This window comes from Bacillus cereus group sp. MYBK227-1, assembly GCF_051916325.1.
GTDB lineage: Bacteria > Bacillota > Bacilli > Bacillales > Bacillaceae_G > Bacillus_A > Bacillus_A cereus.
Map to the genome: position 1 here is coordinate 69,475 of NZ_JBQAGK010000002.1, position 24,660 is coordinate 94,134.

Below are 24,660 nucleotides of genomic sequence, written 5' to 3' on the forward strand. Positions count from 1 at the left end.
AGGTAATTAGTTTTCTACTTTTTGAGGAACATAAATATTGCTACCAGGCTTCGCTTTCATTTCGTTCCAAGCAGCAATCGCATCAGCTTTTGCTTTCCCTTTATTATTTGGATCTTCGAAAAAGTCACGAGTAAAGCGATTGTATTCAAATTGTGTACCGATAGTTGTTTTGTATGTAGGGTCTTTTTTTCGTTCGTTTTCTTCATGCCAAAAAGCTATCGCGTCTTCATATGTTTTTCCAACATTCTCTTTGAAAAATTTTTGAAGAGCTACTGTAAAGCGAAAGTTTGTTCCGATTTTTTCTTTGAAAAAAGCACGAACATCTTCGCTACAGCGGTGATTGTTAGTAATAATCGTTTGAAGAGAAAGGTCTTTATAGGATAGGGAAGCTTTACTCACCTTTTGAACAGAGCTGTTTTTTAATATTTTACCAGTAGTTAAATAATGTGAGATACGCTCGGTTATTTCGATCTTAGAGCCACTAGCTGGCAACTCATTCTCACGACAAAATGTTTGGAGTTCTGCTTTTAACCAATAATAGTTTTGGAAATCTTCAAGTGATATAGACTTTGTTAAAGGTGGACGCATGAATGTAACAACTACTTTCTTCCATAATTTTCTTTAATTATAAAACATATGTTCTTTTTATGGAAGGGTTAATTTGTAAATATAATGGGAAGAGGAGATTGCATATGGAAAATGTAATGCAAGTTCGTGTTACAGGAATTTTAATTGAAGATGAAAAGGTATTGCTAGTAAAGCAAAAAGTGGCTAATCGAAATTGGTCTTTACCTGGAGGAAGAGCAGAGAATGGCGAAACGTTAGAGGAAGCAATGATTCGAGAAATGAGAGAAGAGACAGGGTTAGAAGTTAACATTCAGAAGCTACTCTATGTTTGTGATAAACCAGATGCTCGCCCGTCTTTATTACATATAACGTTTTTGCTTAAAAGGATTGAAGGTGAAATTATGCTACCTTCTAACGAGTTTGATCATAATCCAATTCATGATGTGCAAATGGTGCCGATTAAAGATTTAAGTCATTATGGTTTTTCGGAAACTTTTATCAATCTTATAAGTGAAGGTTTTGTAAATGCAGGGAGTTATCAAGGTTTGAAACAAAATATAGGTCTGTAAATATAGGGGAAGGATAGCCGTTCGCTATCCTTCATAACATGTTTTAAACTGCTGACTGTAAAGAAGAAACAAGCTGATTTAAAAATTCATCTCCGCTCATAATTGCTTTCCCGCCACCGCGAGCACTCTTCTTATTTCCGCCACCTTTTCCTTCGATTGTAGGAAGAGCGTCTTTTAAAAGAGCATTCATATCGAGTGATACTGATTTTCCGCAAGCGAGAATACATTGTAGTTTGTCATCATTTTCGATGACGAAATACGTAATTGCATGCTCTTGTTGTTCTGTAATAATAGCGGAAAGCTTTGCGATTTCTTGCATAGAACGATTTGTAAATACTTTAGAAATAAGTATGCTGGCATGTATTTCCGTAGGGTGTTGAAGTAGTTCATTTGCCTCTGCAAATAATAATTTTTCATTCATTGTTTGTATTGCTTTTTCGTTTTCTTTTTGAGAAGTAAGCAGTTGCGCCACTTTTGTTGGAATATCAGTTTCGCTACTGTTTAATTGTTTGGAAACATTCTTCATAATTTGTTGTTGCTGCCCTATTAATTTAAGTGTGCGCCAGCCAGCGATAAACGTTAGTCGTATGCCACCTTTATTGCGTTCCCAGCTAAGAACTTGAATAGGACCTACTTCACCAGTACGTTTCGGGTGTGTTCCGCCACAGCCGTTATAATCAAAGTTTTCGATCATAACAACGCGTATATTTTCTGTCATAGTCGGTTCTTTACGAAGGGGCAACGTTTTCGCTTCTTCTAAGTTCATCCACTGGATGCGGATTGGATGGTTTTCAAAAACAATTTTGTTTGCAATTTGTATTGCTTTTTCAACCGTTTCTGCATGAAGATTTTCTGTTTCTAAATCAATTGTTACTGTTTCTTTACCAAGATGGAATCCAATTGTAGGCATGTTAAAATGGTCCCAAAAGGCAGCAGATAAAATGTGCTGAGCCGCATGTTGCTGCATATGATCAAAACGGCGCTCCCAATTGATTTTACCTTCTACGTCTTCTGTATGTAATTGTTCTGCAATGTAATGACGAATTTCTCCGTTTATCTCTTCTACATTGATTACATTGATATCATTTAATGTACCAGTATCATATGGTTGTCCGCCACCTGTCGGATAAAATGCTGTTTCATTCAAAACAACGTATAAGTTACCGTCTTTATCATAATCTTGCTTTATAATTTTAGTAGTAAAGTCTTGCTTATAAGCGTCAGTGTAATATAATTTGTGCTCCAATTTTCTTTCTCCTCTCGCATTAACTAGTTTCATTGTAAAGCAATTGAAATTAGTTTCCTAATATTTCAGAAGAAAGAAACTATTTTTAGAATTTTCTTGCTATAATAAGAAAAAGAAAATGCGGGGGTGGAATGAATATGTTATATGAAAACGGCGTAGATAAACTGCTTAGTTTAAGCAGAAATATTTCTGAATTATATCGAGAATTAAATGAAATGACCCGGATTTTAACGGATTGTAATCGAGAAAGTGTGAAGTTTGATCGGTTATATGTAAAAGAGTTACTTTGGAAGAAAGAAGATGTAATAGAGAAATATGACCAGCTACTTGTACAACTTTGTATTAACGAATGCTTTGATCTAAAAAGTGTCATTACAGGGGAATATAAGTATACATATGAAGAAGTAGAAAACATAGTTTTACAATTTAATGAAAAGTATAATGTCGCAATCTTAATTAAAGATGTGTGTAAAGAATTACAGTTCACATATGGAATTGATATGGACATAACGAGAACAACTCGGGTATCAACAGCTCAAGTATAGAAAAAGGAAAAGAAAGCAGATCCTTTGCTTTCTTTTTTTTGTGAAAATAGAGAGAGTAGGTTTAACGATGAAGGGGAAGTTACAGCATATTCATCCGCTTGGAATGAGTATTATTTTAGGGACATTGTTTGCTAGGTTTGCAACTTCAATGAGTATCCCTTTTTTAGCGATTTATTTAACGACTGTTAAAGGTGTATCAGCTGGAATGACTGGTGCTATTATCGGAACGAGTGCACTTGTTGGTGTTTTTGCTAGCTTTATCGGAGGGAATTTATCAGATCGATTTGGCCGGAAAACGATTATGCTCTGGTCCATGATCGTTTGGATTTTTGTGTTTATAGGTTTTTCACTTGCGGATCATGTTTTAAGTTTCTTTTTATTAAACGCTTTAAATGGATTATGTAGGTCGTTTTTTGAGCCAACATCAAGAGCATTATTATCAGATTTAACAAAGCCTGAGTATCGGTTACTCGTCTATAACTTACGATACGGTGCAATAAATGTTGGAGTTGCTATTGGACCAATTGTTGGATTACAGATTGGAAGTGCAAAATCAACAATTCCTTTTTTAGTAGCAGCTGGGGTATATATTCTATATACAGCTATATTAGCGTTCCAATTTAAGAAGTATCCAATGGAAAAAAAGAAAGTGAGTACAGAAAAACCTGTTACAATGTTAAATGCAATGCGTATATTGCGAAAAGATATAGTATTTTTAGTTGCTTTAGTCGGTATTATTTTGAGTAATTGCGGTTTTTCACATTTAACGACGACAGTATCTCAATATTTTGCAAATGCACATATATTTGAGGATGGAGTGAAGCTATTCTCATATATGCTCGCTTTAAATGCAATTGTTGTAGTGATTATCCAATACCCTGTTATTCAAATGTGCAAAAAATACACACCATTAGCATCCATTATGGTTGGAACTTTATTTGTGAGCGGAGGATTGTTTGGATTTGGAGTAGTAGAATCTATGCTAGGTGCTGCCGTCTGTACAATTATTTTTACAATTGGAGAAGTCTTAATGTTTTCAATGACGGATGTATTTATTGATGATATTGCTGTTGCGCATCTAAAAGGAACATACTTCGGTGCGATGGGTTTTTCGGGAATTGGAGCAGTAATAGGTCCGTGGTTTGGAGGAGTACTTCTCGATTACTACGGGTACCAAAATGGGTTTGCAATATTTTCAGCACTAGCTATATTTTCAACTGTGGCATTTCCTGTGCTTTTAGTTACAAAAGGTTTATCGAAAAAAAGATATGATAGAAATTCTAATATAGAAATGCATGCGAAATAACATAAGCCCCAGTAACCAACTGGGGCTTAGTGCGTATTATATTAACTCTTAATTTGAAAAAAGAACTTTCTTTTCATGCTTATCAGCAACTTCATTTTTGGAAATATGAATGGCTAAATATCCATTTTCTAAGCAGGCTAGCATCTTCTTATAAATAATATTATCGGGTAAAGGAATGATCCGCTGTAAAGAAATATTATTATGAAGTATGCAAATGGTTAGGCCTGTCTTCATCTTTTTAATGACTACATTTTGTTCAGTTACATTTGGTACATCTGTTTCCAAAATGTATTCTTGTTCCGTTTCGCAAAGGTCAATATGAATTTGATTTGGGAAACTAAAGTTACTACAAGAGTCAGAACAAAATTGATCCATCCATTCTTCGAAACCATCAACATGAAAAAGACAATCCTTCTTTTTCTTGCCCATGTAAGACACCCTCCGTAAAATCTCAATTCATACTATGTTATGCATGAATGAATTAGGGGTGAAGAATAAATGGAAAAATATAAACATTGTATGTGGAAAAGATAGCTAGTGTGCACTTTTTGTTTTACATATCATGATGCGCATGATGTTTTTGGCGTGAATGGTTACGGTTTTTTACTTTATGAGATCCGCTTAATGGTTCAGGTTGTCCTTTTTTTTCTTTCGCTTCACGATTGTTTTTTCCCATTGTATGTGACACCTCCTCTTCCTCTTTAGAATGAGAGAAGTTTGCAAATTTATACGAGAATGTTTTTAGAAAAAAAGGTAAAGATAATTAGGACTAACTATTACAGAAAGGGGATTATATAATGCCATATCATAAAGATAAACAACAAGCGTTTCAAGCAGCGCAGCAAGGCGTTACACAAGCAGAAAATGCATTTAACAACATTGTGAAAAATGATCCAAACTACGGTCATGATTTAAAAGAATTACGCCAAGAGGTTCAGGAAGCATATGAACAAATTCAAAATGCACTAGAGGTAGCTTCAGAAACACAACGTCCACAACTTGAGCAATATGAAAATAATCTCCAAAATATAATGCGAAATGTAGATCGATTAGAAAAGTAAATGAGGTTGTTGTTTATTCGACAACCTTGCTGCTTTAGTAAACGTTATGCTAAAACAGAAAATTTTTCTATTAGTTTTTTCTTTGCTATGTGCAGTACATATATTTCAAGTGGAAAAAGTGGAAGCGAAAATGTTGCTCAGAAAAGAGTTAGAACCAACTGGTTATGTAACATGGGAAGTACCTAATAATGAAAAAATTATTGCAATTACATTTGATGATGGACCAGATCCAACGTATACACCACAAGTTTTAGATTTATTACGTCAATATAAGGCTGAAGCGACATTTTTTATGATTGGATTTCGAGTTCAGCGCAATCCATATTTAGTGAAACAAGTGTTAAAAGAGGGACATGAAATTGGAAATCATACGATGAATCATTTGTATGCGAGTAATTCATCAGATGAAAAATTAGAAAATGATATTTTAGATGGAAAGAAATTTTTTGAAAAATGGGTGAAAGAACCTTTGTTATTCCGTCCTCCTGGCGGATATATTAACGACGCTGTATTTAAAACAGCGAAAGAAGCTGGTTATCAAACTGTTCTATGGTCGTGGCATCAAGATCCACGTGATTGGGCAAATCCAGGGGTTGAATCCATTGTAAATCATGTAGTGAAAAATGCTAAAAGTGGCGATATTGTATTGTTACATGATGGAGGAAATGATCGTAGTCAAACGGTAGCGGCACTAGCAAAAATTTTACCTGAGCTGAAAAAGCAGGGCTATCGATTTGTAACGGTTTCGGAATTACTACGTTATAAACATTAGAAAAAATCCCAAAAGGAAAATAGACCTTTTGGGATTTTTCTTTACTGGTTCTTTTTACGTTTCTTATTATTTTGTCGCTCTGCTGGAGTTAAAGGCTCGTTTGCAAATTCTTCATTGTAACCAGTTCCTTGTCCTTGTGCAGATGCAGCATTCATTCCTGAAATAGTATGATTTGCTTTTCTTTTACCCATTTTATTTCACCTCTATAACATTTTTTGTATGTTGAATGATGAGCAGTTCATAGTATGTATGAACTGTAAGTAAACCGCTGATAGAGCACTTTACTTTATGATAATAGTATTCATAAGGAGTATGAAAGCTATTCAAATTTAGAAACATAAAGAAAACTTATGATAATCTATAAGTTTCTTATTATTTACTTATTTAGAAAGTTGTAATAAGATATTATCGTAAGGTATTGAAAAGTTTGTCTACATTTTATATTCAGACAACTTAGTCACGTTTAACAGGGGGGAAACATAATGGTCAAACATAATCCATTTCAATCACGTGCAACTTTTGAAGTAGATGGAAAAACGTATCATTATTATGATTTGAAAGCGCTTGAAAATGCAGGGGTTGGCAACGTATCTCAATTACCATATTCCGTGAAAGTTTTACTTGAATCAGTACTTCGTCAAGTAGACGGACGTGTAATCACAGAAGAGCATGTTACAAATTTAGCGAAATGGGGAACGAAAGATGTGCAAGATATCGATGTTCCATTTAAACCATCTCGTGTAATTTTACAAGATTTCACTGGTGTTCCAGCTGTTGTTGATTTGGCTTCGCTTCGTAAAGCAATGGCAGACATGGGCGGAGATCCTGACAAAATTAATCCTGAAATTACTGTAGACCTTGTAATTGACCACTCTGTACAGGTTGATAGAGCGGGTACGGCAGACGCGCTTGCATTCAACATGGACTTAGAGTTTAAACGTAATGAAGAACGTTATAAATTTTTAAGCTGGGCACAAAAATCATTTGATAACTACCGTGCGGTTCCACCAGCTACAGGTATTGTACACCAAGTAAACCTTGAATATTTAGCACCAGTTGTTCATGCTGTGAAAAATGCTGAAGGTGACTTAGTTGCATACCCAGATTCATTAGTTGGAACAGACTCACATACAACAATGATTAACGGTATCGGCGTTCTTGGATGGGGCGTTGGTGGTATTGAAGCAGAAGCAGGAATGCTTGGACAGCCCTCATACTTCCCAGTACCTGAAGTAATCGGTGTGAAATTAACTGGTACACTTCCAAGTGGTACTACAGCGACAGACGTTGCATTAAAAGTAACACAAGTATTACGTCAAAAAGGTGTAGTTGGTAAATTTGTTGAGTTCTTCGGTAATGGACTAAAGAGCATGCCTTTAGCTGACCGTGCAACAATTTCAAATATGGCACCAGAATACGGCGCAACTTGTGGATTCTTCCCAATCGATGATATTTCATTAGAATACTTACGTTTAACAGGTAGAGATGAAGAACAAATTCGCGTTGTTGAAGAATACTGTAAAGCGAACGGTTTATTCTATACAGCAGACAGTAAAGATCCAATCTATACTGATCTTGTTGAAATTGATTTAAATACAATTGAATCTAACCTTTCTGGACCGAAACGCCCACAAGATTTAATTCCACTTTCAGATATGAAAGATGCGTTCCACAAAGCTGTTGTAGCACCAGTTGGAACACAAGGACTTGGATTTAATGAGCAAGAGTTCGATAAAGAAGTGAAGGTTACATTAGAAGATAAAGAAGTAACGATGAAAACAGGTGCAATTGCAATCGCAGCAATTACAAGCTGTACAAATACATCAAACCCATACGTATTAATTGGAGCAGGTCTAGTTGCGAAGAAAGCAATTGAAAAAGGACTTGTAGTACCTGAGTATGTAAAAACATCATTAGCACCAGGATCTAAAGTTGTTACAGAGTACTTAGATAAGTCTGGTTTAACAACATATTTAGATCAATTAGGTTTCCAAACAGTTGGTTACGGCTGTACGACTTGTATCGGTAACTCTGGTCCATTAGCGCCAGAATTAGAAGAAGCAATCGCAGCAAACGACTTACTAGTAACATCTGTTTTATCTGGTAACCGTAACTTTGAAGGTCGTATTCATCCACTTGTAAAAGCAAACTACTTAGCATCACCACCACTTGTTGTGGCATATGCACTTGCAGGTACTGTTGATATTGACCTGAAAAATGATGAAATCGGTAAAGATGCAAATGGCAATGCTGTTTACTTCAACGATATTTGGCCATCAGCTAAAGAAATTGAAGATGTAGTTCAAAGCGTTGTTACATCTGAACTGTTCAAGAAAGAATATGCACAAGTATTTAACAGCAATGAGCGTTGGAATGAAATCCAAACTTCAAACGAAGCTTTATATACTTGGGATAATGATTCAACATACATTCAAAACCCACCATTCTTTGAAGGTTTATCTAAAGAACCAGGTGAAGTTGAAACGTTATCAGGCTTACGCGTAGTTGGTAAATTTGGTGACTCTGTAACGACAGACCACATTTCACCAGCAGGTTCAATCGGTAAGCACACACCAGCTGGACGCTACTTATTAGAAAACGGCGTACAACCAGTTGACTTTAACTCTTACGGTTCTCGTCGTGGTAACCATGAAGTTATGATGCGTGGTACATTCGCGAACATCCGTATTAAAAACCAAATTGCACCAGGAACAGAAGGCGGATATACAACATACTGGCCGACTGGTGAAGTAACATCAATCTATGATGCTGCTATGAAATATAAAGAAGATGGCACAGGTCTTCTAGTTGTTGCTGGTAAAGATTATGGTATGGGAAGTTCTCGTGACTGGGCTGCGAAAGGTACTAACTTATTAGGTATTAAAGCAGTAATCGCAGAAAGCTTCGAACGTATTCACCGCAGTAACTTAGTGTTAATGGGTGTATTACCACTTCAATTTAAAGATGGCGAAAGTGCTGAAACGTTAGGTCTTGTTGGTAACGAGTCATTTGAAATTCAAATCGACAAATCAGTTAGACCACGTGATCTTGTAAAAGTAGTTGCAACTGATTTAGATGGCAACGAAAAACAATTTGAAGTAGTAGCTCGTTTCGATAGTGAAGTTGAAATTGATTACTACCGTCACGGTGGTATTCTGCAAATGGTTCTTCGTGAGAAAATTGAAGAGTCAAAAGTGTCAAACTAAATAATTGAAATGAACGAGAAGGAAGCTAACAACTGTTAGCTTCCTTATTTTATGGAAAGGGATGAAACCATTTGGTTTCATCCCTTTCTTTTTACTGTGAAAAAATGGAGGAAACGTCATGAAAGAATATAAAAGAATTTTGTTACCGTTACAGAAAGAAAAAATATTAGTAATAGCAGCTGTATGTAGTGGGCTTTTTGCAGCGATTTTAAATTTATCTCGGCTACTATTCATGGGACTAATTGTAGATAATTTGATTCAACGGGAGTTGAAGGGAGCATATTTTTACATTACTTTGTTTACAGTTTGCCGCTTGTTGATGTGGGTGAACAACCTCTCATTTGATTATATAAGCTCAAAAGCGAGTCAGCGAATATTACGAGAGAAGCGTATAGATGTATTGCGCCATTTTTTCCTATTACCGTTTGAAGAGAGTGAGAAAATTAAACAAGGAGAGTTAGAGACGCTAGTTGTATCTGATATTCCGAATTGGATTAGGTTATATAGTTCTATATTAATAGAATATATACATGCCATTGCGCAATTTATAGGTGCGTTCATAGCACTACAACATATAGATATACAGTTCATATTGTGGATAACTCCGTTTTTATTTTTAAGTGCAACGGTTCCGATGTTGTTTGGGGAAAAGGTAAGAAATATCGCAAGCATTGCTCAAAAAAATCAGTCAAGTGTCGTAGAGATGGTGTCACAGTTTGTAAAAGGAGTACAAGATTTACGTAGTTTGCAAAAAGAAAAATGGGCAATTCGCTTATTTAAAAGAGTAACGGCACAATCGTATAAATCGGAAGTAAAGAAGACGATGATGCAACATTGTATTGGAGTAGTTGGAACGGTGATTGAAACAGGAGCATATATCCTTGTTCTCATTATAGGTGCACAAAAAATAATGAGGGGAGAAATAGAAGTTGGTTCACTCATTGCAGTGTTAGCGACAATTGAGATGCTCTTTTTCCCTGTCCGTTATGTGGGCGATTTATTAATAATGACACAAGTTGCAGTCGCTTCGGCAAATAGAACTTTTTGCTTTTTAAATAAACGAGCAGCAGATAACAATGTAGAAAGAGCGATGGGTATCAGGATAACAAATGTTTCATTTCAGGAGAATGACGAAGAGAAATGCAGAATTCGTAATATTGATTTGCAAATTCGTCCTGGTGAACTCGTTATTATTGTGGGAGAAAGCGGTGCAGGAAAAACAACGCTTTTAAAGTTAATAACGGGCTTGTATAAACCATCTAACGGTAGCATTGCTTATTATGGTAATGAAGCTCGTATGACTACAGTTTGGCAAGAACCACGTTTTTTCCGAACGACGGTAACAGAGAATATGTATTTCGGGGAAGAGTGTTTAGAAAATCAGTTAGAAAAAAATAGTGAACTTATAAATGTAACGCCGATTATTAGAGGGTTACCTGAAGGGAGTCAAACTGTGCTACATAAAAGCGGTGAAGAGCTTTCAGGAGGCGAAAGAAAACGTCTCGCATTATTGCGAGCGATTGTATCAAATCCAACTCTTATTATTTTAGATGAACCGACGGCTGGGTTAGATCCAGGCAATCAAGAACTGGTTTGGAATATAATTGAAGGGATAGGGAGAAATGTAACGAGAATTGTGGCAACACATGATGTAGAGAGAGCGATGATAGCAGATTGTGTTGTTGTCATAAAGAATGGGACTATTGTGGAATGTGGGAATCCTAGAGAATTATTAAATTGCAACTCATTGTACAAAGAGTTGCAAACAAAAAGATAAGAGATATGTAATGCCCTTATCTTTATTCAGCTATTTGCCGGGCAGCCCGATTGGTGAGGGCTGATTAAAGTTTCACTTTATTCGTTCTCATTAAGTTGATAAGTATAAGAATTCGGATCACTAGAATTAACTTCTTTGACGAGAGTAAGTTGATTTGTATATGGATTATATTTGAAAATCTTAATTGTATGTTCGCTACTTAGTAATGGATTATATTCTTGAATAGCGAATGTATTTTCCGCAATTTGTGTCATATTACTGGTGGGAACATTTTCTATGGAATCATGATTTGTAGAAATTTCAACGACTTTTTCACTGTTGAAAAATAAAAGAACGATTACTAAAATAACTAAGCATATTCGTATATAGCGTAGCTCTTTGGTGATAGGGTGTTCTCCCAAAATAATCATCCTTTCTATAACTATTCTATAGTAGTAATGGTAGTCATCGTGAAAAAAGTAATAATGCCGAGGCCTGCCCAAAGGATAAATGAGATTAATGCGATATAGAGACAAATACGTCCAACTTGTTTTTTTTCAGGGTCTTTACTAAATAGTGAGATAATCCATGTGATAATTCCGATTGGGGAAAATATAAAACTAAGAATATATAGAAGTATTTTTTCAAATAAATTCATGAGAGCTCCTTTCATTGTAAAATATTCTATTTATTTCTAATTATATGATGGAAAGGTAAATATTTCATCACAGTTATAAAAATTCTGATTATTTAGAATGTGAATATTTCCAAGCTTGTCTGTATAAGCTAAAATAAGATATATAGTATTTTGATGAATGTGTTAAAAGAAGATAATACGTTAGGGTGATATAAAATGTGGCGGAAGCTTACGATTATTGTAGTGTTACTTTGTTTAGCGGGATATGCAGCTTATGAACAGTTTGGTAATAAAGAGCAGGCGGTAAAAGTGAAGCAAGAAAAAAGTGAAGCTGTGATGAAAGAGATTATCGCAAGGAATGGTATTGAGATAGGGAAGAGCGCACCAGACTTTGAATTAACTAAGTTAGATGGGACAAATGTAAAGTTATCGGATTTAAAAGGAAAGAAAGTAATTTTAAACTTTTGGGCTACGTGGTGTGGACCATGTCAGCAAGAAATGCCTGATATGGAGGCTTTCTATAAAGAACATAAAGAAAACGTAGAAATTTTAGCAATCAATTATACGCCTTCAGAAAAAGGTGGGGGGGAAGAAAAGGTAAGCAATTTTATTAAAGAAAAAGGAATTACTTTTCCTGTTTTATTGGACAAGAACATTGATGTGACAACAGCGTATAAAGTAATTACGATTCCAACTTCGTATTTTATAGATACAAAAGGTGTCATTCAAGATAAGTTTATTGGGCCGATGACGCAAAAAGAGATGGAGAAAAGGGTTGCTAAATTAAAATAATGGTGAAAAGGTAGAGGTGGAGAGTTCCCATTTCTGCCTTTTCTTTTTCAAGTAGTAATAACTTCATGATATGATGTAAGAAATATAAACGTTTAGAGATAAAGGAGTGTATGGAGTGGGGAATGTATCCTTACCGTTAGATTATGTTGTAATTGATTTTGAAACAACAGGATTTAACCCTTATAATGATAAAATTATTCAAGTTGCAGCGGTGAAATATCGTAATCATGAACTGGTAGATCAATTTGTTTCATACGTGAATCCAGAGCGGCCAATTCCGGACCGAATAACGAGTTTAACAGGTATTACCAATTATCGCGTTTCAGATGCACCGACGATTGAAGAAGTGTTACCTTTATTTTTAGCATTTTTACATACAAATGTTATTGTGGCTCATAATGCTTCTTTTGATATGCGCTTTTTGAAAAGTAATGTAAATATGCTTGGGTTGCCTGAACCTAAAAATAAAGTAATTGATACTGTATTTTTAGCGAAGAAATACATGAAGCATGCGCCTAATCATAAACTTGAAACGTTAAAACGAATGCTTGGAATTCGTTTAAGCTCTCATAATGCATTTGACGATTGCATTACGTGTGCTGCTGTTTATCAAAAGTGTGCAGCTATTGAAGAAGAAGGGAAACGAAAAGTAAATAAGGCTATGCTTGATGAAACTGCGGTATATGAAGCGGTGAAAGAAATACTTGCATGTAATAAACGTAATGTAGAATGGCTACGTTGTATGAACGTAGGAAGTTATTTAGATATAAAAGCTTTTTATCCAGTTATGAGATTAAAGGTAAAAGGACGAAAGAAATATGTATTAACAGAGATATTAGAAGAAGATGTGAAAGAAATATGTACAAGTTTAAAATGTGAACCGGCGTTAAAAAGTGAAGTTGGTAATACGAGAATTATGCTTAATAGCTTAGAGGATGTTATGAAATTAGAAAGTTATATTTTAGAGCAGTATGATTTTGTATTACAGGCGCTTCATGATTATAAAGAAAATGAAATGAATGCAGATGAAAAGTTGAAAGAGTATTTAAATATTATGGTATAAAAAACTCCGTGTGCAATATATTGTACACGGAGTTTTTTTAGGAGTACTAAAACATAAAATTTTCTTGCAAATCTGATTAAAGAGTTTTTTGTTTGCTCATACTATGTAATAAGAAAGCGAAGGAGAGAGGGTGAACAACATGAGAAGAAGTCGCCGTAAATCGTTTGAAGAACTTGTAAATGAAAATAAACAACAATTATTAAGCGATCGTGATGCAATTGATCGCATTGAAGAGCGCATTGAAAAACGTTATGAAATGAAACTTTTTAAGCAAGCTGAATAATTCTTAACACTAGTACGATACTAGTGTTAAGGAGGCGATAGTAATGGGTAATCCGAAAAAAAATTCAAAAGACTTTGCACCAAATCATATTGGAACACAATCGAAAAAAGCTGGTGGAAATAAAGGAAAGCAAATGCAAGATCAAACAGGTAAACAACCGATTGTTGATAATGGTTAAAGAAAAGGAGAATATTACATTCTCCTTTTTTATGTATAAATTTGAGGAAAGATAGGTAATTTAAGATGGTGTGTATATACAATATTAGGAGGGAAGTACATGCCAAATCCAGATAATCGAAGTGACAACGCTGAAAAGTTACAAGAAATGGTGCAAAATACAGTTGATAACTTTAATGAAGCAAAAGAAACAGCGGAACTTTCTAATGAAAAAGATCGTGCTGCTATTGAAGCAAAAAATCAAAGACGTTTAGAAAGTATTGACTCATTAAAAAGTGAAATCAAAGATGAATCTTAACAAAATGTACAAAAAGGGCTGACTTTTGTCAGCCCTTTTTCGTAATCGTAAAATTTTCAACGAGTAAACGCCAATTTTGTGGGAATGGTAAACCGATTTTCCAGTAACTAATACCACCTATACCTTGTTCTTTCATTAAATTGAATTTACTTTGAACAGACCGTGAATCTTCAAACCAAACTTCGTGTTGCACGCCGTTTTCATCAAAATAATTAAAATGAGGAGCTTGGGCTGTGAAATCATAACGAATAGGGACATTATATTTACGAGCTAGTGCAACAGCTGCGACAGAGCTAATTGCTTTTGCGGGTGGGTTTCCTTGTTTAAATGGAAGCTTCCAATCAAACCCGTATAAATTTTGCCCCATCATAATTTTTTGGGGAGGCATTTGAGATTTTGCATATTGAAGTACTTCTTTCACCGGACCGATAGGAGAAATTGCCATCGGTGGCCCGCCCTGCCATCCCCAGTCATATGTCATAATGACGACGAAATCAACAATTTGCCCTTGCGCTTTATAATCGTGAGCTTCGAAAAATTTTCCCTTTTGATTTGAACTTGTTTTCGGTACGAGAGTTGTGCTCAATGTGTACCCGCTAGGTAAGCGTGTTTTTACATTTCGTAAAAAACGATTATACGCTTCGCGGTCTTCAGGTGCTACACTCTCGAAATCGAAATGAATGTCTCGCATGCCATATTTCTCAGCTGTTTGCAAAATGTTTGTAATAAATTTGTTTTGAATCGTTGCGTCGCGTAAAATAACTGATGTTAGATCGGCACTGAAATTACCATTTTCAATATTTGTAATAACGAGCATAGGGATTGTTTTACCCTGCGTTGCAATATTAGCGATTTTAGCTGTTTCAGTAGGTTCTTTTAATGTGCCATCTCTTTTTGCCTCAAAACTAAAATAAGCTAAGTATGTTAAAAATGGATTGATGGCACGTGTAGCATTAACTAAACTCTCTTTAATCGGTATAGTGGAAGGTTGTAAATAAGCGATGGATTCTACAGCTCGTTTTGTACCTTTTGGTACGTATAATTGTTGTCCGACATGGAGAATAGATTTTAAAGATAAATTATTAACTTTAGCTAAACTAGCGAGGGGGACATTATATGTTTGAGAAATTCGATATAGGCTGTCACCAGGCTGTACATAATAATTATTCCCTTTCGTATTAACGATAAGTGCCTGACCAACCACGAGCGTTTCAGCTGGATTTAATCCATTGTCTTTTACTATTTCGTCAGGTGTTGATCCATATTTTGATGCCAAGCTATATACGCTATCACCACTACGAACAGTTACAATTTGAATCATATGCTGGCTCCTTTCAGTAAAAGATTCACTGTTTTTATTTTATTTTTGATGTTACTGTATTATGATTAAATGTATGCAAGGTAGCAGAAGTGAAAGAAGGCGAATATACATATGTTTGTAGCAGAACATGAAGTTGAAATCCGTTATGCGGAAACAGATCAAATGGGTGTTGTTTACCATTCAAACTACTTAGTGTGGCTTGAGTTAGGTCGCACGAAACTTATACAAGATTTAGGTTTTTCATATGTTGAAATGGAGAAAGAAGGAATTATTTCTCCTGTGTTAGATTTACAAATTTCATACCGTAAAGCGATGCGTTACGGAGAAAAAGCAATCGTAAAAACATGGGTAGATACTGTGAGCCCACTTCGCGTTGTATATGGATATGAAATATATAATGGTGATGGTGAACTTTGTATTACTGCAAGTACGACGAATATTTGTGCGAAAAAAGAAGGGTTCCGCCCTGTATCATTTAAAAAGTTATATCCTGAGTGGTATGCGAAATATGAGGAAATTAAGAAAAAATAAAAAAGCGTGGCAGAAGCCACGTTTTTTTATTTTTCATAATTAAATTGTGGGAAGTCGTCACCTTCGTTAAGTGTAACAGATAAATTATGTCCATCGAAGAACCATTCATCATCGCCTTCAATAAAGAAGTTAATACCTTCTTCTTGAATTTGAACAGCAGGATGTGCAGGGTCATCTTTACGAATACCTAAAGAAAGTCCTTTTTGCACAGTACTGCAACCACCGTATTGTACGAAAAAGCGTAGTGTTTCATTTGATTGTAAGTTTAATTCATTTTTATACCATTGTGCTGCTTCTTTTGTTACGGAAAGATTCATGTATAGTTCCTCCAAATTATGTTGCTTTTTCTTTAGTATAAAAAATAACGCAAAAAGACGCTATTAATATGCTTCACGTTTTCTTTTTGCGTTATGTGGGTTACGATCTTATTTTTGCTTTTTTGAAAAGTTTGCTTTTGGTTCAGTTTTATTTATAATTCGTCCGATATTTGCACGGTGTTTATAAATAACCATACCTGCTAATAAACACATCGCAATAATGAAGATTTTATCCCCGCTAACAATGGATGCAATAACAGCAACAACTGCTGTTACCATAGAAGAAAGTGATACGTATCTTGTTGTAAATAAAAGGGTGAAAAATACAACAGCCAATATTGCAAAAACAACTGGTGAATAGCATAATAGCACCCCAGCAGAAGTTGCAACTGCTTTACCACCGCGGAATTTCGCGAAGATTGGATAGACATGTCCAAGAACAGCCGCTAACCCGAACCATAGTGGATGAATATCTAATCCGAAAATCATTGGTAGACTTGTTGCTAATGTCCCTTTTAAAATGTCAGCAATTGTAACGGTAAAACCTGCTTTTTTCCCTAATGTGCGGAATGTGTTTGTTCCGCCTAGATTACCGCTCCCGTGCTCACGAATATCGATTCCGTAGCCGATTTTTCCAACAACTAGTGCAAATGGAATCGAGCCAAGTAAGTAGGCAACGATAAATAAAAGATATGTAGTAACCATAAGTTCAGTCTCCTTTATTCAAATGTGTTGATAAAGGGTAAAAAGAGTTTTTCCCGTATATTGTACCATACATTTGTAAAGAGCACATTTCTTTTTTGTAAATGAAAAATTCATTATTTCGTGAAAAAAATTTCACAGTAATGTTACATTTCTCACAGAAACAGTAAGACTATATGTAGTAACATTTTAATCAAAAGATAACAACATATTGGTGGAGGGTTATAAATGTTACAAAATAATACACGTGGAGAAGAAGAATTAATGAAAGTGTTTGAGACAATAGTCCACGGCAATGAACAAGATTTGATGCAAGAAAATGCAAATGTAGACGGCCGCTCTCCAATGGGCGTAATGGGAACGTTCGCATCTGAGAGTGCAAAATATTATGCTGTTGAGAATTTATTGTCAGATCAAGTGAAAAAAGCGATAAATGAAAATATATTATATCCACATGATTTAGATTTTTATGCAACAGGAACGACGACTTGTTCACAAATTCCGTTAGCGCAAATGCTTGCTAACGGTTTTCATACTGGACATGGACATATGAGACAACCGCAAGACATTAAAAGTGCATTGGCTCTTTCGTCTATTATTTTTCAAGCGAATCAAAATATGCAGCATGGTGGTCAATCGTTTGCACTCTTTGATATTGATTTAGCACCTTATGTACGAAAAACAATTGAGAGACATAAAAAACGATTACAATCATATCCGCTTACGAAAGAACAAATAGAAGAATTTGCATGGAAAGAAACGGAAAATGATACGTATCAAGCGTGTGAGGCTTTCGTTCATAATTCGAATAGTATGCATAGTAGGGGCGGAGGACAAGTACCGTTTATTTCTATTAATTACGGAACAGATACATCAAAAGAAGGAAGAATGTTAATTAAACAACTTTTAAAAGCGACACAAGCTGGACTTGGTAAAGGAGAGACACCGATTTTTCCGATTCAAATTTTCAAGATGAAAAAAGGTGTGAATTTTGAAGAAAGTGATCCGAACTACGATTTATTTGAATTAGCATTAGAGACAACCGCAGAGCGATTATTCCCTAACTTTTCATTTTTAGATGCTCCGTTTAATGCAGTGCATTATGATGGAAGACCAGAAAGTGAAGTATGTTACATGGGATGTCGTACCCGTGTTATGTCTAATATACATGGAGAAGAAACAGCGATTGGTAGAGGGAATTTATCATTTACGTCTATTAATTTAGTGAAATTAGCGTTAATTAGTGGTTCAAAAGAAGCGTTTTTTGAAGCGCTAAACTATTATTTAGATTTAGGAATTAAGCAGCTATTAGAAAGATATGCGTATCAATGTACGAAGCGAGCAAGAGATTTTCAGTTTTTATATTCACAAGGTGTATGGCGTGGTGGAGAAACGTTGCAGCCTGAAGACTCCGTAGCCTCGATTTTAAAACAAGGGACGTTAAGTATTGGTTTTATCGGTCTTGCGGAATGTTTAGTAGCTTTAACAGGAAAGCATCATGGGGAAGATGAAGAATCATGGAAACTTGGGTATGAAATTATTTCCTTTATGAGAGATAGAATGGATAAAGCGACAGAAGAACATCAACTGAATTTCTCAGTAATTGCAACTCCAGCAGAAGGATTATCAGGGAAGTTTGTGAAAAAAGATAGAGAAGAATTTGGCGTGATTGGCGGCATAACGAACCATAATTACTATACGAATTCATTCCATATTCCAGTTTATTATAACATTCAAGCGATAAATAAAATCCGTTTAGAAGGCCCGTTCCATGCTCTCTGTAATGGAGGACACATTACTTATATTGAACTAGACGGAGCAGCAATGCATAACAAAAAGGCATTAAAACAAATTGTACAAGCCATGGCAGAACATGGCGTTGGATACGGTTCAATTAATCATCCTGTTGACCGTTGTAAGTGCTGTAGTTATCACGGGGTTATTGGGAATGAATGTCCAAGTTGCGGGAATGAAGATGAGGCTAATATAGAAAGAATTCGCCGTATAACAGGCTATCTTGTAGGAGATATGTCAAAGTGGAATAGTGCGAAACGTAGTGAAGAGATAGATCGGGTGAAACATAAATGAAAGTGATGAATATTATTCATGATAGTGTAGTAGATGGAGAAGGATTGCGGACAGTCGTGTTTTTTGCGGGCTGTCCGCATCGTTGCGTTGGTTGCCATAATCCGAAATCGTGGAATATTTGCAACGGAACGGAAATGACAGTAGAAGAAATTGTGAAAGAGATTGCAAGTAATCCATTAACTGATGTAACATTTTCAGGTGGAGATCCATTTTTTCAAGCTGCTGAAGTGAAAAAGGTAGCAAAAATCGTGAAAGATTTGAAAAAAAACCTATGGATGTATACAGGTTATACGTTAGAAGAGATACAGAGTTCTCAAAATAATGATATGATAGAGTTGTTACATTATGGGGATGTTTTAGTCGATGGAAGGTTTGAAATTGAGGAAAAAGATTTAACACTTCCATTTCGCGGAAGCTCCAATCAACGTATTATTCGATTGAAAGAGTAAAAAGGCGGGATAGATTATATGAACAAAACGGTATTGCTTGTTGAAGATGAAAGAAGATTACGTGAAATTGTTAGTGATTATTTTCGTAATGAAGGCTTTGAAGTAATCGAAGCAGAAGATGGAAAAAAAGCGCTAGAGTTATTTGCAGAGCATGAAATTGATTTAATTATGTTAGATATTATGTTACCGGAAATAGATGGGTGGTCTGTTTGTAGAAGAATTAGAAAAGAATCAGCAGTACCAATTATTATGTTGACAGCACGTTCGGATGAGGATGATACATTGCTAGGTTTCGAATTAGGTGCAGACGAGTATGTAACGAAACCATTTAGCCCGAAAGTATTAGTAGCTCGTGCAAAGACGTTATTGAAACGTGCGGATGGTGCGGTAGGAGTAGCGGAAGAAAATGCTATGTCTTTAGCTGGAATAGAAGTGAATCGTCTATCTAGAACTGTTTTAGTAGATGGAGAAGAAATTATATTGACACATAAAGAATTTGAACTTCTTGTGTATTTAATGGAGAACAAAGGAATTGTGTTATCACGTCAACATTTATTAGACCAGTTATGGGGATATGACTATTACGGTGATGACCGAACGGTTGATACCCATATTAAAAAACTTCGAAATAAGCTAGGAGATAAAGCGAAGCATATCGGTACTGTTATTCGAGTTGGTTATAAATTTGAAGAATAATCTAGAACGATTTGTGTAATTTAGCCTAGGGAAATGGTAATTTTATACTCTCTTTTGAAGGTAAAATGTACAAAAAATACTTTTTTTGTCTACAATGTTAGATAAGTGTATTTTTTTAATTGGATTTCACGATGAGTTCACAAGAAGGACACAAAACGTGACTATACTGAAAATACGAATTCACCAGAGAGGGGAAATAAAACATGGGATATTACGACGGACCAAATTTAAATGAAGAGCATAGTGAAACGAGAGAAGTGAGAAAATCAGGTAGTAAAAAAGGCTATTTCTTCACAGGTTTAGTGGGAGCTGTAGTCGGAGCGGTTTCGATTAGTTTTGCAGCACCATATATGCCATGGGCTCAAAATAATGGAGCGCCAGTATCATCATTTAGTTCGGATTCAAAAGTAGAAGGTACTGTAGTTCCTGTTGTAAATAAAGCGAAAAATGAAACTGATTTACCTGGTATGATTGAAGGGGCGAAAGATGTTGTTGTAGGTGTTATTAATATGCAACAAAGTGTTGATCCATTTGCAATGCAACCGACAGGTCAAGAACAACAAGCCGGTTCAGGATCAGGTGTTATTTATAAAAAAGCAGGAAATAAAGCATATATTGTAACAAACAACCACGTAGTAGATGGAGCAAATAAACTTGCTGTGAAGCTGAGCGACGGAAAGCAAGTTGATGCGAAATTAGTTGGTAAGGACCCTTGGTTAGACTTAGCGGTTGTTGAAATTGATGGATCTAATGTAAATAAAGTTGCCACTTTAGGTGATTCAAGTAAACTTCGTGCGGGTGAAAAAGCCATTGCAATCGGTAATCCACTTGGATTTGATGGAAGTGTAACGGAAGGTATAATCAGTAGTAAAGAACGCGAAATTCCGGTTGATATTGATGGGGATAAACGACCAGATTGGCAAGCACAAGTTATTCAAACGGATGCAGCGATTAATCCAGGTAATAGTGGTGGTGCATTATTTAACCAAAATGGTGAAATAATTGGGATTAATTCAAGTAAAATTGCACAACAAGAAGTTGAAGGAATTGGATTTGCTATTCCAATTAACATCGCAAAACCAGTTATTGAATCTCTTGAAAAAGATGGAGTAGTAAAACGTCCAGCTCTTGGAGTAGGTGTTGTTTCACTAGAAGATGTGCAAGCTTATGCAGTCAATCAATTGAAAGTACCGAAAGAAGTAACAAACGGCGTTGTATTAGGTAAAATTTACCCAATATCACCAGCTGAAAAAGCTGGTTTAGAGCAATATGATATTGTAGTAGCATTAGATAATCAAAAAGTAGAGAATGCTCTTCAATTCCGTAAATATTTATATGAAAAGAAAAAAGTAGGCGAGAAAGTAGAAGTTACATTCTACCGTAACGGTCAAAAAATGACGAAATCGGCTACTTTAGCAGATAATTCAGCTACAAAGAATCAATAATCGAAATAAAAGAAAGTCTCTTTCATATTGAAAGAGACTTTCTTTATCGGCTATACTAAAGGAATAGGAGGGATTAATTATGACAATTGAAAACCCAACTCGTACGGAAATTGGTGAAGTGTTAAAGAAAAGCAAAACAATTGCGGTTGTTGGATTATCAGATAAGCCAGAACGTACATCGTATATGGTTTCAAAAGCAATGCAAGATGCTGGATACCGCATTATTCCAGTTAATCCAACAGTAGATGAGGTGCTCGGAGAAAAGGCAGTTTCTTCACTAAAGGATATTAAGGAACACGTTGACATTGTAAATGTATTTCGTCGCTCAGAGTTTTTAATGGATGTTGCAAAAGAATTTGTAGAGATTGATGCAGATGTTTTTTGGGCACAATTAGGAGTACAAGATGAGGATACATATAAACTTTTAAAAGAAAAAGACTATACTGTAATAATGGATCGTTGTATTAAAGTAGAACATGCGATGACAAAATAGTATAGATTTAAAGGTAGAAAGATTGATTCAGCCCTCATTATAGATAAGTAGGGCCGATGAACGAGGTTTTCATCATGAGATTTTTTAAAGGCTGTTTTTGGGGATTGTTACTTGTAATCCCATTTTGGATCTTGATCATTTGGATCATAATAAAGGTTTGGAATGTGTAATCTTGGAATACATATCCATTTCTCGTTGACAAACGATTATTTTTCTGAAATAGTAGCCTAGAGGAATCCTTGTGAGAAAACAAGGATTTTTCTATTGAAAATGGTATATAAAAGAGATAAGATAACTTGCCAAAACGATAGTCGAGGCGTTATTCTATAATAGAAACATATGTTCTGATTTTGGATTAGGAAAGGGGCAAGGAGTTTGGCGAAGCATCAGTTCCAATATAATGAAGATGCGATTCAAGTGTTAGAAGGACTTGAAGCCGTTCGAAAACGCCCGGGTATGTATATCGGGAGCACGGACAGCCGTGGATTGCATCATTTAGTATATGAAATAGTAGATAACTCCGTTGACGAAGCGTTAGCGGGATTTGGCGACGAAATTTCAGTCGTAATACATAAAGATAATAGTATTAGCGTTATAGATAAAGGGCGAGGAATGCCTACGGGAATGCATAAACTTGGGAAACCTACACCTGAAGTTATTTTAACTGTACTTCATGCCGGTGGTAAGTTTGGTCAAGGTGGTTACAAAACGAGTGGTGGTTTACACGGTGTTGGGGCATCGGTTGTAAACGCCTTATCAGAATGGTTAGTCGTAACGATTAAGCGTGACGGAAATATTTACGAACAACGCTTTGAAAATGGCGGTGTTCCTGTAACGACGCTTGAGAAAATCGGGAAGACGAAAGAGTCTGGTACTACGATGCATTTCAAACCAGATACAACGATTTTCAGCACAACAAATTATAATTATGAAACATTATGTGAGAGATTACGTGAATCTGCATTCTTATTAAAAGGGATGAAAATCTCAATAAAAGATGAACGAAATGATTTAGAGGATGTATTTCATTATGAAACGGGAATTGAAGCTTTCGTTTCCTATTTAAACGAAGAAAAAGATTCCATTCATCCAGTTGTATATTTCACTGGTGAACAAAATGGAATTGAAGCAGAACTAGCATTTCAATTTAACGATGGCTACTCAGAAAACATTTTATCGTTTGTAAATAACGTACGTACAAAAGATGGTGGAACACACGAAGCTGGATTTAAAACAGCGATGACGCGTGTGTTTAACGAGTATGCTCGTAAAGTAGCACTATTAAAAGAAAAAGATAAAAACTTAGAAGGTACAGATATTCGTGAAGGTGTAGCGGCTATCGTTTCGGTACGTGTACCAGAAGAAGTGCTTCAGTTTGAAGGGCAAACGAAGGGGAAACTAGGTACAAGTGAAGCGCGTTCTTCAATTGATGCCATTGTATCTGAGCATTTAGCATACTTTTTAGAAGAAAATCCTGATGTAGCTACACTTCTTGTGAGAAAAGCAATTAAAGCAGCACAAGCACGTGAAGCAGCCCGTAAAGCAAGAGAAGAAGCGCGTAGTGGTAAGAAAAAGAAAAAATCAGAAGGTACGTTAAGCGGGAAATTAACACCTGCACAATCACGTAACCCGCAAAAAAATGAACTATACCTAGTAGAGGGTGACTCTGCCGGTGGTTCTGCAAAACAAGGACGAGACCGACGTTTCCAGGCCGTATTACCGTTACGTGGTAAAGTAATTAATACAGAAAAAGCAAAGCTTGCTGATATCTTTAAGAATGAAGAGATTAATACAATCATTTATGCGATTGGCGGCGGTGTAGGAAATGAATTTGATGTTGAAGATATTAACTACGATAAAGTTGTAATTATGACCGATGCCGATACGGATGGGGCTCATATTCAAGTATTGTTATTAACGTTCTTCTACAGATATATGAAGCCACTTATCGAAGCTGGTAAAGTATTTATCGCACTTCCCCCTTTATACAAAGTAAGTAAAGGAAAAGGTAAGAGTGAGGTAATTGAATACGCTTGGTCAGATGAGGAATTAGACGGTGTAACGAAAAAAGTTGGAAAAGGCTATATGTTACAACGTTATAAAGGACTTGGTGAAATGAATGCGGATCAATTATGGGAAACAACAATGAATCCTGAAACGCGTACATTAATTCGCGTGAAAATTGATGATGCAGCTAGGGCAGAGCGCCGCGTTACAACGTTAATGGGCGATAAAGTAGAACCGCGCCGTAAATGGATTGAACGTAATGTACAGTTTGGTATGCAAGAAGAAGGAAATATTTTAGAAAATGAAATGATTATGGAGACGGAGGTGGAATAA

Annotated in this window: 29 protein-coding genes; 19 read left to right on the forward strand and 10 right to left on the reverse strand. The window is 35.7% G+C overall.

Annotated features, from left to right (window positions below; translation table 11 throughout):
* Positions 1-6: 6 nt before the first annotated feature.
* On the reverse strand, positions 7-588 hold the full coding sequence (locus tag ACTFRM_RS07515; protein WP_001247746.1) for a DUF6434 domain-containing protein: 582 nt from the start codon (positions 586-588) through the stop codon (positions 7-9).
* 104 nt (positions 589-692) lie between these two features.
* Between ACTFRM_RS07515 and ACTFRM_RS07520 the strand changes: the two genes are divergently transcribed.
* On the forward strand, positions 693-1,136 hold the full coding sequence (locus tag ACTFRM_RS07520) for an NUDIX hydrolase (RefSeq protein ID WP_000432568.1): 444 nt from the start codon (positions 693-695) through the stop codon (positions 1,134-1,136).
* A 43-nt stretch (positions 1,137-1,179) separates the two neighbouring features.
* Here ACTFRM_RS07520 and ACTFRM_RS07525 read toward each other — a convergent pair whose 3' ends face one another.
* On the reverse strand, positions 1,180-2,382 hold the full coding sequence (locus ACTFRM_RS07525) for an alanyl-tRNA editing protein (protein WP_173600408.1): 1,203 nt from the start codon (positions 2,380-2,382) through the stop codon (positions 1,180-1,182).
* Between the two features lie 137 nt (positions 2,383-2,519).
* Here ACTFRM_RS07525 and ACTFRM_RS07530 point away from each other — a divergent pair, with 137 nt between their 5' ends.
* Together ACTFRM_RS07530 and ACTFRM_RS07535 are read left to right on the forward strand one after the other, a co-directional pair.
* Positions 2,520-2,927 (forward strand): hypothetical protein, encoded by a 408-nt coding sequence (locus ACTFRM_RS07530; protein WP_000965149.1) that lies wholly within the window; start codon positions 2,520-2,522, stop codon positions 2,925-2,927.
* Positions 2,928-2,994: 67 nt separating this feature from the next.
* The gene (locus ACTFRM_RS07535) at positions 2,995-4,233 is read left to right on the forward strand and encodes an MDR family MFS transporter (protein WP_000676811.1); all 1,239 of its coding nucleotides are present in this window, start codon (positions 2,995-2,997) and stop codon (positions 4,231-4,233) included.
* A gap of 48 nt (positions 4,234-4,281) precedes the next feature.
* Here the strand turns inward: ACTFRM_RS07535 and ACTFRM_RS07540 are convergent, their stop codons facing one another.
* The gene (locus ACTFRM_RS07540; protein ID WP_000516748.1) at positions 4,282-4,662 is read right to left on the reverse strand and encodes an Hsp20 family protein; all 381 of its coding nucleotides are present in this window, start codon (positions 4,660-4,662) and stop codon (positions 4,282-4,284) included.
* A gap of 124 nt (positions 4,663-4,786) precedes the next feature.
* Positions 4,787-4,909, reverse strand: a complete 123-nt coding sequence (locus ACTFRM_RS07545; RefSeq protein ID WP_000517649.1) for a small acid-soluble spore protein P — start codon at positions 4,907-4,909, stop codon at positions 4,787-4,789.
* A gap of 121 nt (positions 4,910-5,030) precedes the next feature.
* Between ACTFRM_RS07545 and ACTFRM_RS07550 the strand changes: the two genes are divergently transcribed.
* A complete protein-coding gene (locus ACTFRM_RS07550) occupies positions 5,031-5,294 on the forward strand; it encodes a hypothetical protein (RefSeq protein WP_001146296.1) in 264 nt (87 codons plus the stop codon).
* A 46-nt stretch (positions 5,295-5,340) separates the two neighbouring features.
* On the forward strand, positions 5,341-6,066 hold the full coding sequence (gene pdaB, locus ACTFRM_RS07555) for a polysaccharide deacetylase family sporulation protein PdaB (RefSeq protein ID WP_061665781.1): 726 nt from the start codon (positions 5,341-5,343) through the stop codon (positions 6,064-6,066).
* A 41-nt stretch (positions 6,067-6,107) separates the two neighbouring features.
* Here pdaB and sspO read toward each other — a convergent pair whose 3' ends face one another.
* Positions 6,108-6,257 carry an acid-soluble spore protein SspO gene (sspO, locus tag ACTFRM_RS07560; protein WP_000518057.1) on the reverse strand — a complete coding sequence of 50 codons (150 nt, stop codon included), beginning with the start codon at positions 6,255-6,257 and terminating at the stop codon, positions 6,108-6,110.
* 291 nt (positions 6,258-6,548) lie between these two features.
* Here sspO and acnA point away from each other — a divergent pair, with 291 nt between their 5' ends.
* Together acnA and ACTFRM_RS07570 are read left to right on the forward strand one after the other, a co-directional pair.
* Positions 6,549-9,272 carry an aconitate hydratase AcnA gene (acnA, locus tag ACTFRM_RS07565; RefSeq protein WP_000238564.1) on the forward strand — a complete coding sequence of 908 codons (2,724 nt, stop codon included), beginning with the start codon at positions 6,549-6,551 and terminating at the stop codon, positions 9,270-9,272.
* Between the two features lie 118 nt (positions 9,273-9,390).
* Entirely contained in the window at positions 9,391-11,049 is a 1,659-nt protein-coding gene (locus ACTFRM_RS07570; RefSeq protein ID WP_088322426.1) for an ABC transporter ATP-binding protein, read from the forward strand.
* Between the two features lie 77 nt (positions 11,050-11,126).
* Here ACTFRM_RS07570 and ACTFRM_RS07575 read toward each other — a convergent pair whose 3' ends face one another.
* Both ACTFRM_RS07575 and ACTFRM_RS07580 read right to left on the reverse strand, forming a co-directional pair.
* Complete coding sequence (locus tag ACTFRM_RS07575; RefSeq protein ID WP_080016357.1) at positions 11,127-11,459, reverse strand: YmzC family protein; 333 nt, start codon at positions 11,457-11,459, stop codon at positions 11,127-11,129.
* A gap of 11 nt (positions 11,460-11,470) precedes the next feature.
* The gene (locus tag ACTFRM_RS07580) at positions 11,471-11,686 is read right to left on the reverse strand and encodes a hypothetical protein (RefSeq protein ID WP_001047912.1); all 216 of its coding nucleotides are present in this window, start codon (positions 11,684-11,686) and stop codon (positions 11,471-11,473) included.
* Positions 11,687-11,881: 195 nt separating this feature from the next.
* On the opposite strand from ACTFRM_RS07580, the gene ACTFRM_RS07585 reads away from it, so the two are divergent.
* From ACTFRM_RS07585 to tlp, 5 genes are all read left to right on the forward strand, one after another.
* Positions 11,882-12,457 carry a redoxin domain-containing protein gene (locus ACTFRM_RS07585; protein WP_006917475.1) on the forward strand — a complete coding sequence of 192 codons (576 nt, stop codon included), beginning with the start codon at positions 11,882-11,884 and terminating at the stop codon, positions 12,455-12,457.
* 115 nt (positions 12,458-12,572) lie between these two features.
* Complete coding sequence (locus ACTFRM_RS07590; protein WP_000528755.1) at positions 12,573-13,520, forward strand: 3'-5' exonuclease; 948 nt, start codon at positions 12,573-12,575, stop codon at positions 13,518-13,520.
* Between the two features lie 139 nt (positions 13,521-13,659).
* Positions 13,660-13,803: an FbpB family small basic protein gene (locus ACTFRM_RS07595; protein WP_001254699.1), complete on the forward strand. Its 144-nt coding sequence runs from the start codon at positions 13,660-13,662 to the stop codon at positions 13,801-13,803.
* Between the two features lie 43 nt (positions 13,804-13,846).
* Positions 13,847-13,981: an acid-soluble spore protein SspN gene (gene sspN, locus ACTFRM_RS07600; protein WP_000527987.1), complete on the forward strand. Its 135-nt coding sequence runs from the start codon at positions 13,847-13,849 to the stop codon at positions 13,979-13,981.
* 99 nt (positions 13,982-14,080) lie between these two features.
* Positions 14,081-14,278 carry a small acid-soluble spore protein Tlp gene (gene tlp / locus ACTFRM_RS07605; RefSeq protein WP_001133511.1) on the forward strand — a complete coding sequence of 66 codons (198 nt, stop codon included), beginning with the start codon at positions 14,081-14,083 and terminating at the stop codon, positions 14,276-14,278.
* 28 nt (positions 14,279-14,306) lie between these two features.
* On the opposite strand, the gene ACTFRM_RS07610 is transcribed toward tlp, so the two are convergent.
* Positions 14,307-15,599 carry a glycosyl hydrolase family 18 protein gene (locus ACTFRM_RS07610; protein WP_000614855.1) on the reverse strand — a complete coding sequence of 431 codons (1,293 nt, stop codon included), beginning with the start codon at positions 15,597-15,599 and terminating at the stop codon, positions 14,307-14,309.
* A 111-nt stretch (positions 15,600-15,710) separates the two neighbouring features.
* Here ACTFRM_RS07610 and ACTFRM_RS07615 point away from each other — a divergent pair, with 111 nt between their 5' ends.
* Complete coding sequence (locus tag ACTFRM_RS07615) at positions 15,711-16,130, forward strand: acyl-CoA thioesterase (RefSeq protein WP_000495812.1); 420 nt, start codon at positions 15,711-15,713, stop codon at positions 16,128-16,130.
* A gap of 26 nt (positions 16,131-16,156) precedes the next feature.
* Here ACTFRM_RS07615 and ACTFRM_RS07620 read toward each other — a convergent pair whose 3' ends face one another.
* Both ACTFRM_RS07620 and plsY read right to left on the reverse strand, forming a co-directional pair.
* Positions 16,157-16,447 carry a HesB/YadR/YfhF family protein gene (locus tag ACTFRM_RS07620; RefSeq protein WP_001054453.1) on the reverse strand — a complete coding sequence of 97 codons (291 nt, stop codon included), beginning with the start codon at positions 16,445-16,447 and terminating at the stop codon, positions 16,157-16,159.
* A 108-nt stretch (positions 16,448-16,555) separates the two neighbouring features.
* On the reverse strand, positions 16,556-17,152 hold the full coding sequence (gene plsY / locus ACTFRM_RS07625; RefSeq protein WP_000258974.1) for a glycerol-3-phosphate 1-O-acyltransferase PlsY: 597 nt from the start codon (positions 17,150-17,152) through the stop codon (positions 16,556-16,558).
* Between the two features lie 225 nt (positions 17,153-17,377).
* Between plsY and ACTFRM_RS07630 the strand changes: the two genes are divergently transcribed.
* The 6 genes from ACTFRM_RS07630 (at position 17,378) to parE (ending at position 24,660) form a co-directional block, all read left to right on the forward strand.
* Entirely contained in the window at positions 17,378-19,237 is a 1,860-nt protein-coding gene (locus ACTFRM_RS07630; protein ID WP_000940069.1) for an anaerobic ribonucleoside triphosphate reductase, read from the forward strand.
* Positions 19,234-19,686 carry an anaerobic ribonucleoside-triphosphate reductase activating protein gene (gene nrdG, locus ACTFRM_RS07635; RefSeq protein WP_000867076.1) on the forward strand — a complete coding sequence of 151 codons (453 nt, stop codon included), beginning with the start codon at positions 19,234-19,236 and terminating at the stop codon, positions 19,684-19,686. The genes ACTFRM_RS07630 and nrdG overlap by 4 nt, the downstream gene beginning before the upstream one ends.
* 18 nt (positions 19,687-19,704) lie before the next feature.
* Positions 19,705-20,382, forward strand: coding sequence for a response regulator transcription factor (locus tag ACTFRM_RS07640; RefSeq protein WP_001044679.1), 678 nt, complete (start codon positions 19,705-19,707; stop codon positions 20,380-20,382).
* Positions 20,383-20,585: 203 nt separating this feature from the next.
* Positions 20,586-21,827, forward strand: a complete 1,242-nt coding sequence (locus ACTFRM_RS07645) for a S1C family serine protease (protein WP_000542646.1) — start codon at positions 20,586-20,588, stop codon at positions 21,825-21,827.
* 79 nt (positions 21,828-21,906) lie between these two features.
* Complete coding sequence (locus ACTFRM_RS07650) at positions 21,907-22,320, forward strand: CoA-binding protein (protein WP_000151390.1); 414 nt, start codon at positions 21,907-21,909, stop codon at positions 22,318-22,320.
* A gap of 375 nt (positions 22,321-22,695) precedes the next feature.
* A complete protein-coding gene (gene parE / locus ACTFRM_RS07655) occupies positions 22,696-24,660 on the forward strand; it encodes a DNA topoisomerase IV subunit B (RefSeq protein ID WP_001062202.1) in 1,965 nt (654 codons plus the stop codon).

Bases quoted from the DNA above. Each gene is read 5' to 3' on its own strand.
- ACTFRM_RS07515 (WP_001247746.1), bottom strand. From the start codon at position 588: ATGCGTCCACCTTTAACAAAGTCTATATCACTTGAAGATTTCCAAAAC.
- ACTFRM_RS07520 (WP_000432568.1), top strand. From the start codon at position 693: ATGGAAAATGTAATGCAAGTTCGTGTTACAGGAATTTTAATTGAAGAT.
- ACTFRM_RS07530 (WP_000965149.1), top strand. From the start codon at position 2,520: ATGTTATATGAAAACGGCGTAGATAAACTGCTTAGTTTAAGCAGAAAT.
- ACTFRM_RS07535 (WP_000676811.1), top strand. From the start codon at position 2,995: ATGAAGGGGAAGTTACAGCATATTCATCCGCTTGGAATGAGTATTATT.
- ACTFRM_RS07540 (WP_000516748.1), bottom strand. From the start codon at position 4,662: ATGGGCAAGAAAAAGAAGGATTGTCTTTTTCATGTTGATGGTTTCGAA.
- ACTFRM_RS07545 (WP_000517649.1), bottom strand. From the start codon at position 4,909: ATGGGAAAAAACAATCGTGAAGCGAAAGAAAAAAAAGGACAACCTGAA.
- ACTFRM_RS07550 (WP_001146296.1), top strand. From the start codon at position 5,031: ATGCCATATCATAAAGATAAACAACAAGCGTTTCAAGCAGCGCAGCAA.
- pdaB (WP_061665781.1), top strand. From the start codon at position 5,341: ATGCTAAAACAGAAAATTTTTCTATTAGTTTTTTCTTTGCTATGTGCA.
- sspO (WP_000518057.1), bottom strand. From the start codon at position 6,257: ATGGGTAAAAGAAAAGCAAATCATACTATTTCAGGAATGAATGCTGCA.
- acnA (WP_000238564.1), top strand. From the start codon at position 6,549: ATGGTCAAACATAATCCATTTCAATCACGTGCAACTTTTGAAGTAGAT.
- ACTFRM_RS07570 (WP_088322426.1), top strand. From the start codon at position 9,391: ATGAAAGAATATAAAAGAATTTTGTTACCGTTACAGAAAGAAAAAATA.
- ACTFRM_RS07575 (WP_080016357.1), bottom strand. From the start codon at position 11,459: ATGATTATTTTGGGAGAACACCCTATCACCAAAGAGCTACGCTATATA.
- ACTFRM_RS07580 (WP_001047912.1), bottom strand. From the start codon at position 11,686: ATGAATTTATTTGAAAAAATACTTCTATATATTCTTAGTTTTATATTT.
- ACTFRM_RS07585 (WP_006917475.1), top strand. From the start codon at position 11,882: ATGTGGCGGAAGCTTACGATTATTGTAGTGTTACTTTGTTTAGCGGGA.
- ACTFRM_RS07595 (WP_001254699.1), top strand. From the start codon at position 13,660: ATGAGAAGAAGTCGCCGTAAATCGTTTGAAGAACTTGTAAATGAAAAT.
- sspN (WP_000527987.1), top strand. From the start codon at position 13,847: ATGGGTAATCCGAAAAAAAATTCAAAAGACTTTGCACCAAATCATATT.
- tlp (WP_001133511.1), top strand. From the start codon at position 14,081: ATGCCAAATCCAGATAATCGAAGTGACAACGCTGAAAAGTTACAAGAA.
- ACTFRM_RS07610 (WP_000614855.1), bottom strand. From the start codon at position 15,599: ATGATTCAAATTGTAACTGTTCGTAGTGGTGATAGCGTATATAGCTTG.
- ACTFRM_RS07615 (WP_000495812.1), top strand. From the start codon at position 15,711: ATGTTTGTAGCAGAACATGAAGTTGAAATCCGTTATGCGGAAACAGAT.
- ACTFRM_RS07620 (WP_001054453.1), bottom strand. From the start codon at position 16,447: ATGAATCTTTCCGTAACAAAAGAAGCAGCACAATGGTATAAAAATGAA.
- plsY (WP_000258974.1), bottom strand. From the start codon at position 17,152: ATGGTTACTACATATCTTTTATTTATCGTTGCCTACTTACTTGGCTCG.
- ACTFRM_RS07630 (WP_000940069.1), top strand. From the start codon at position 17,378: ATGTTACAAAATAATACACGTGGAGAAGAAGAATTAATGAAAGTGTTT.
- nrdG (WP_000867076.1), top strand. From the start codon at position 19,234: ATGAAAGTGATGAATATTATTCATGATAGTGTAGTAGATGGAGAAGGA.
- ACTFRM_RS07640 (WP_001044679.1), top strand. From the start codon at position 19,705: ATGAACAAAACGGTATTGCTTGTTGAAGATGAAAGAAGATTACGTGAA.
- ACTFRM_RS07645 (WP_000542646.1), top strand. From the start codon at position 20,586: ATGGGATATTACGACGGACCAAATTTAAATGAAGAGCATAGTGAAACG.
- ACTFRM_RS07650 (WP_000151390.1), top strand. From the start codon at position 21,907: ATGACAATTGAAAACCCAACTCGTACGGAAATTGGTGAAGTGTTAAAG.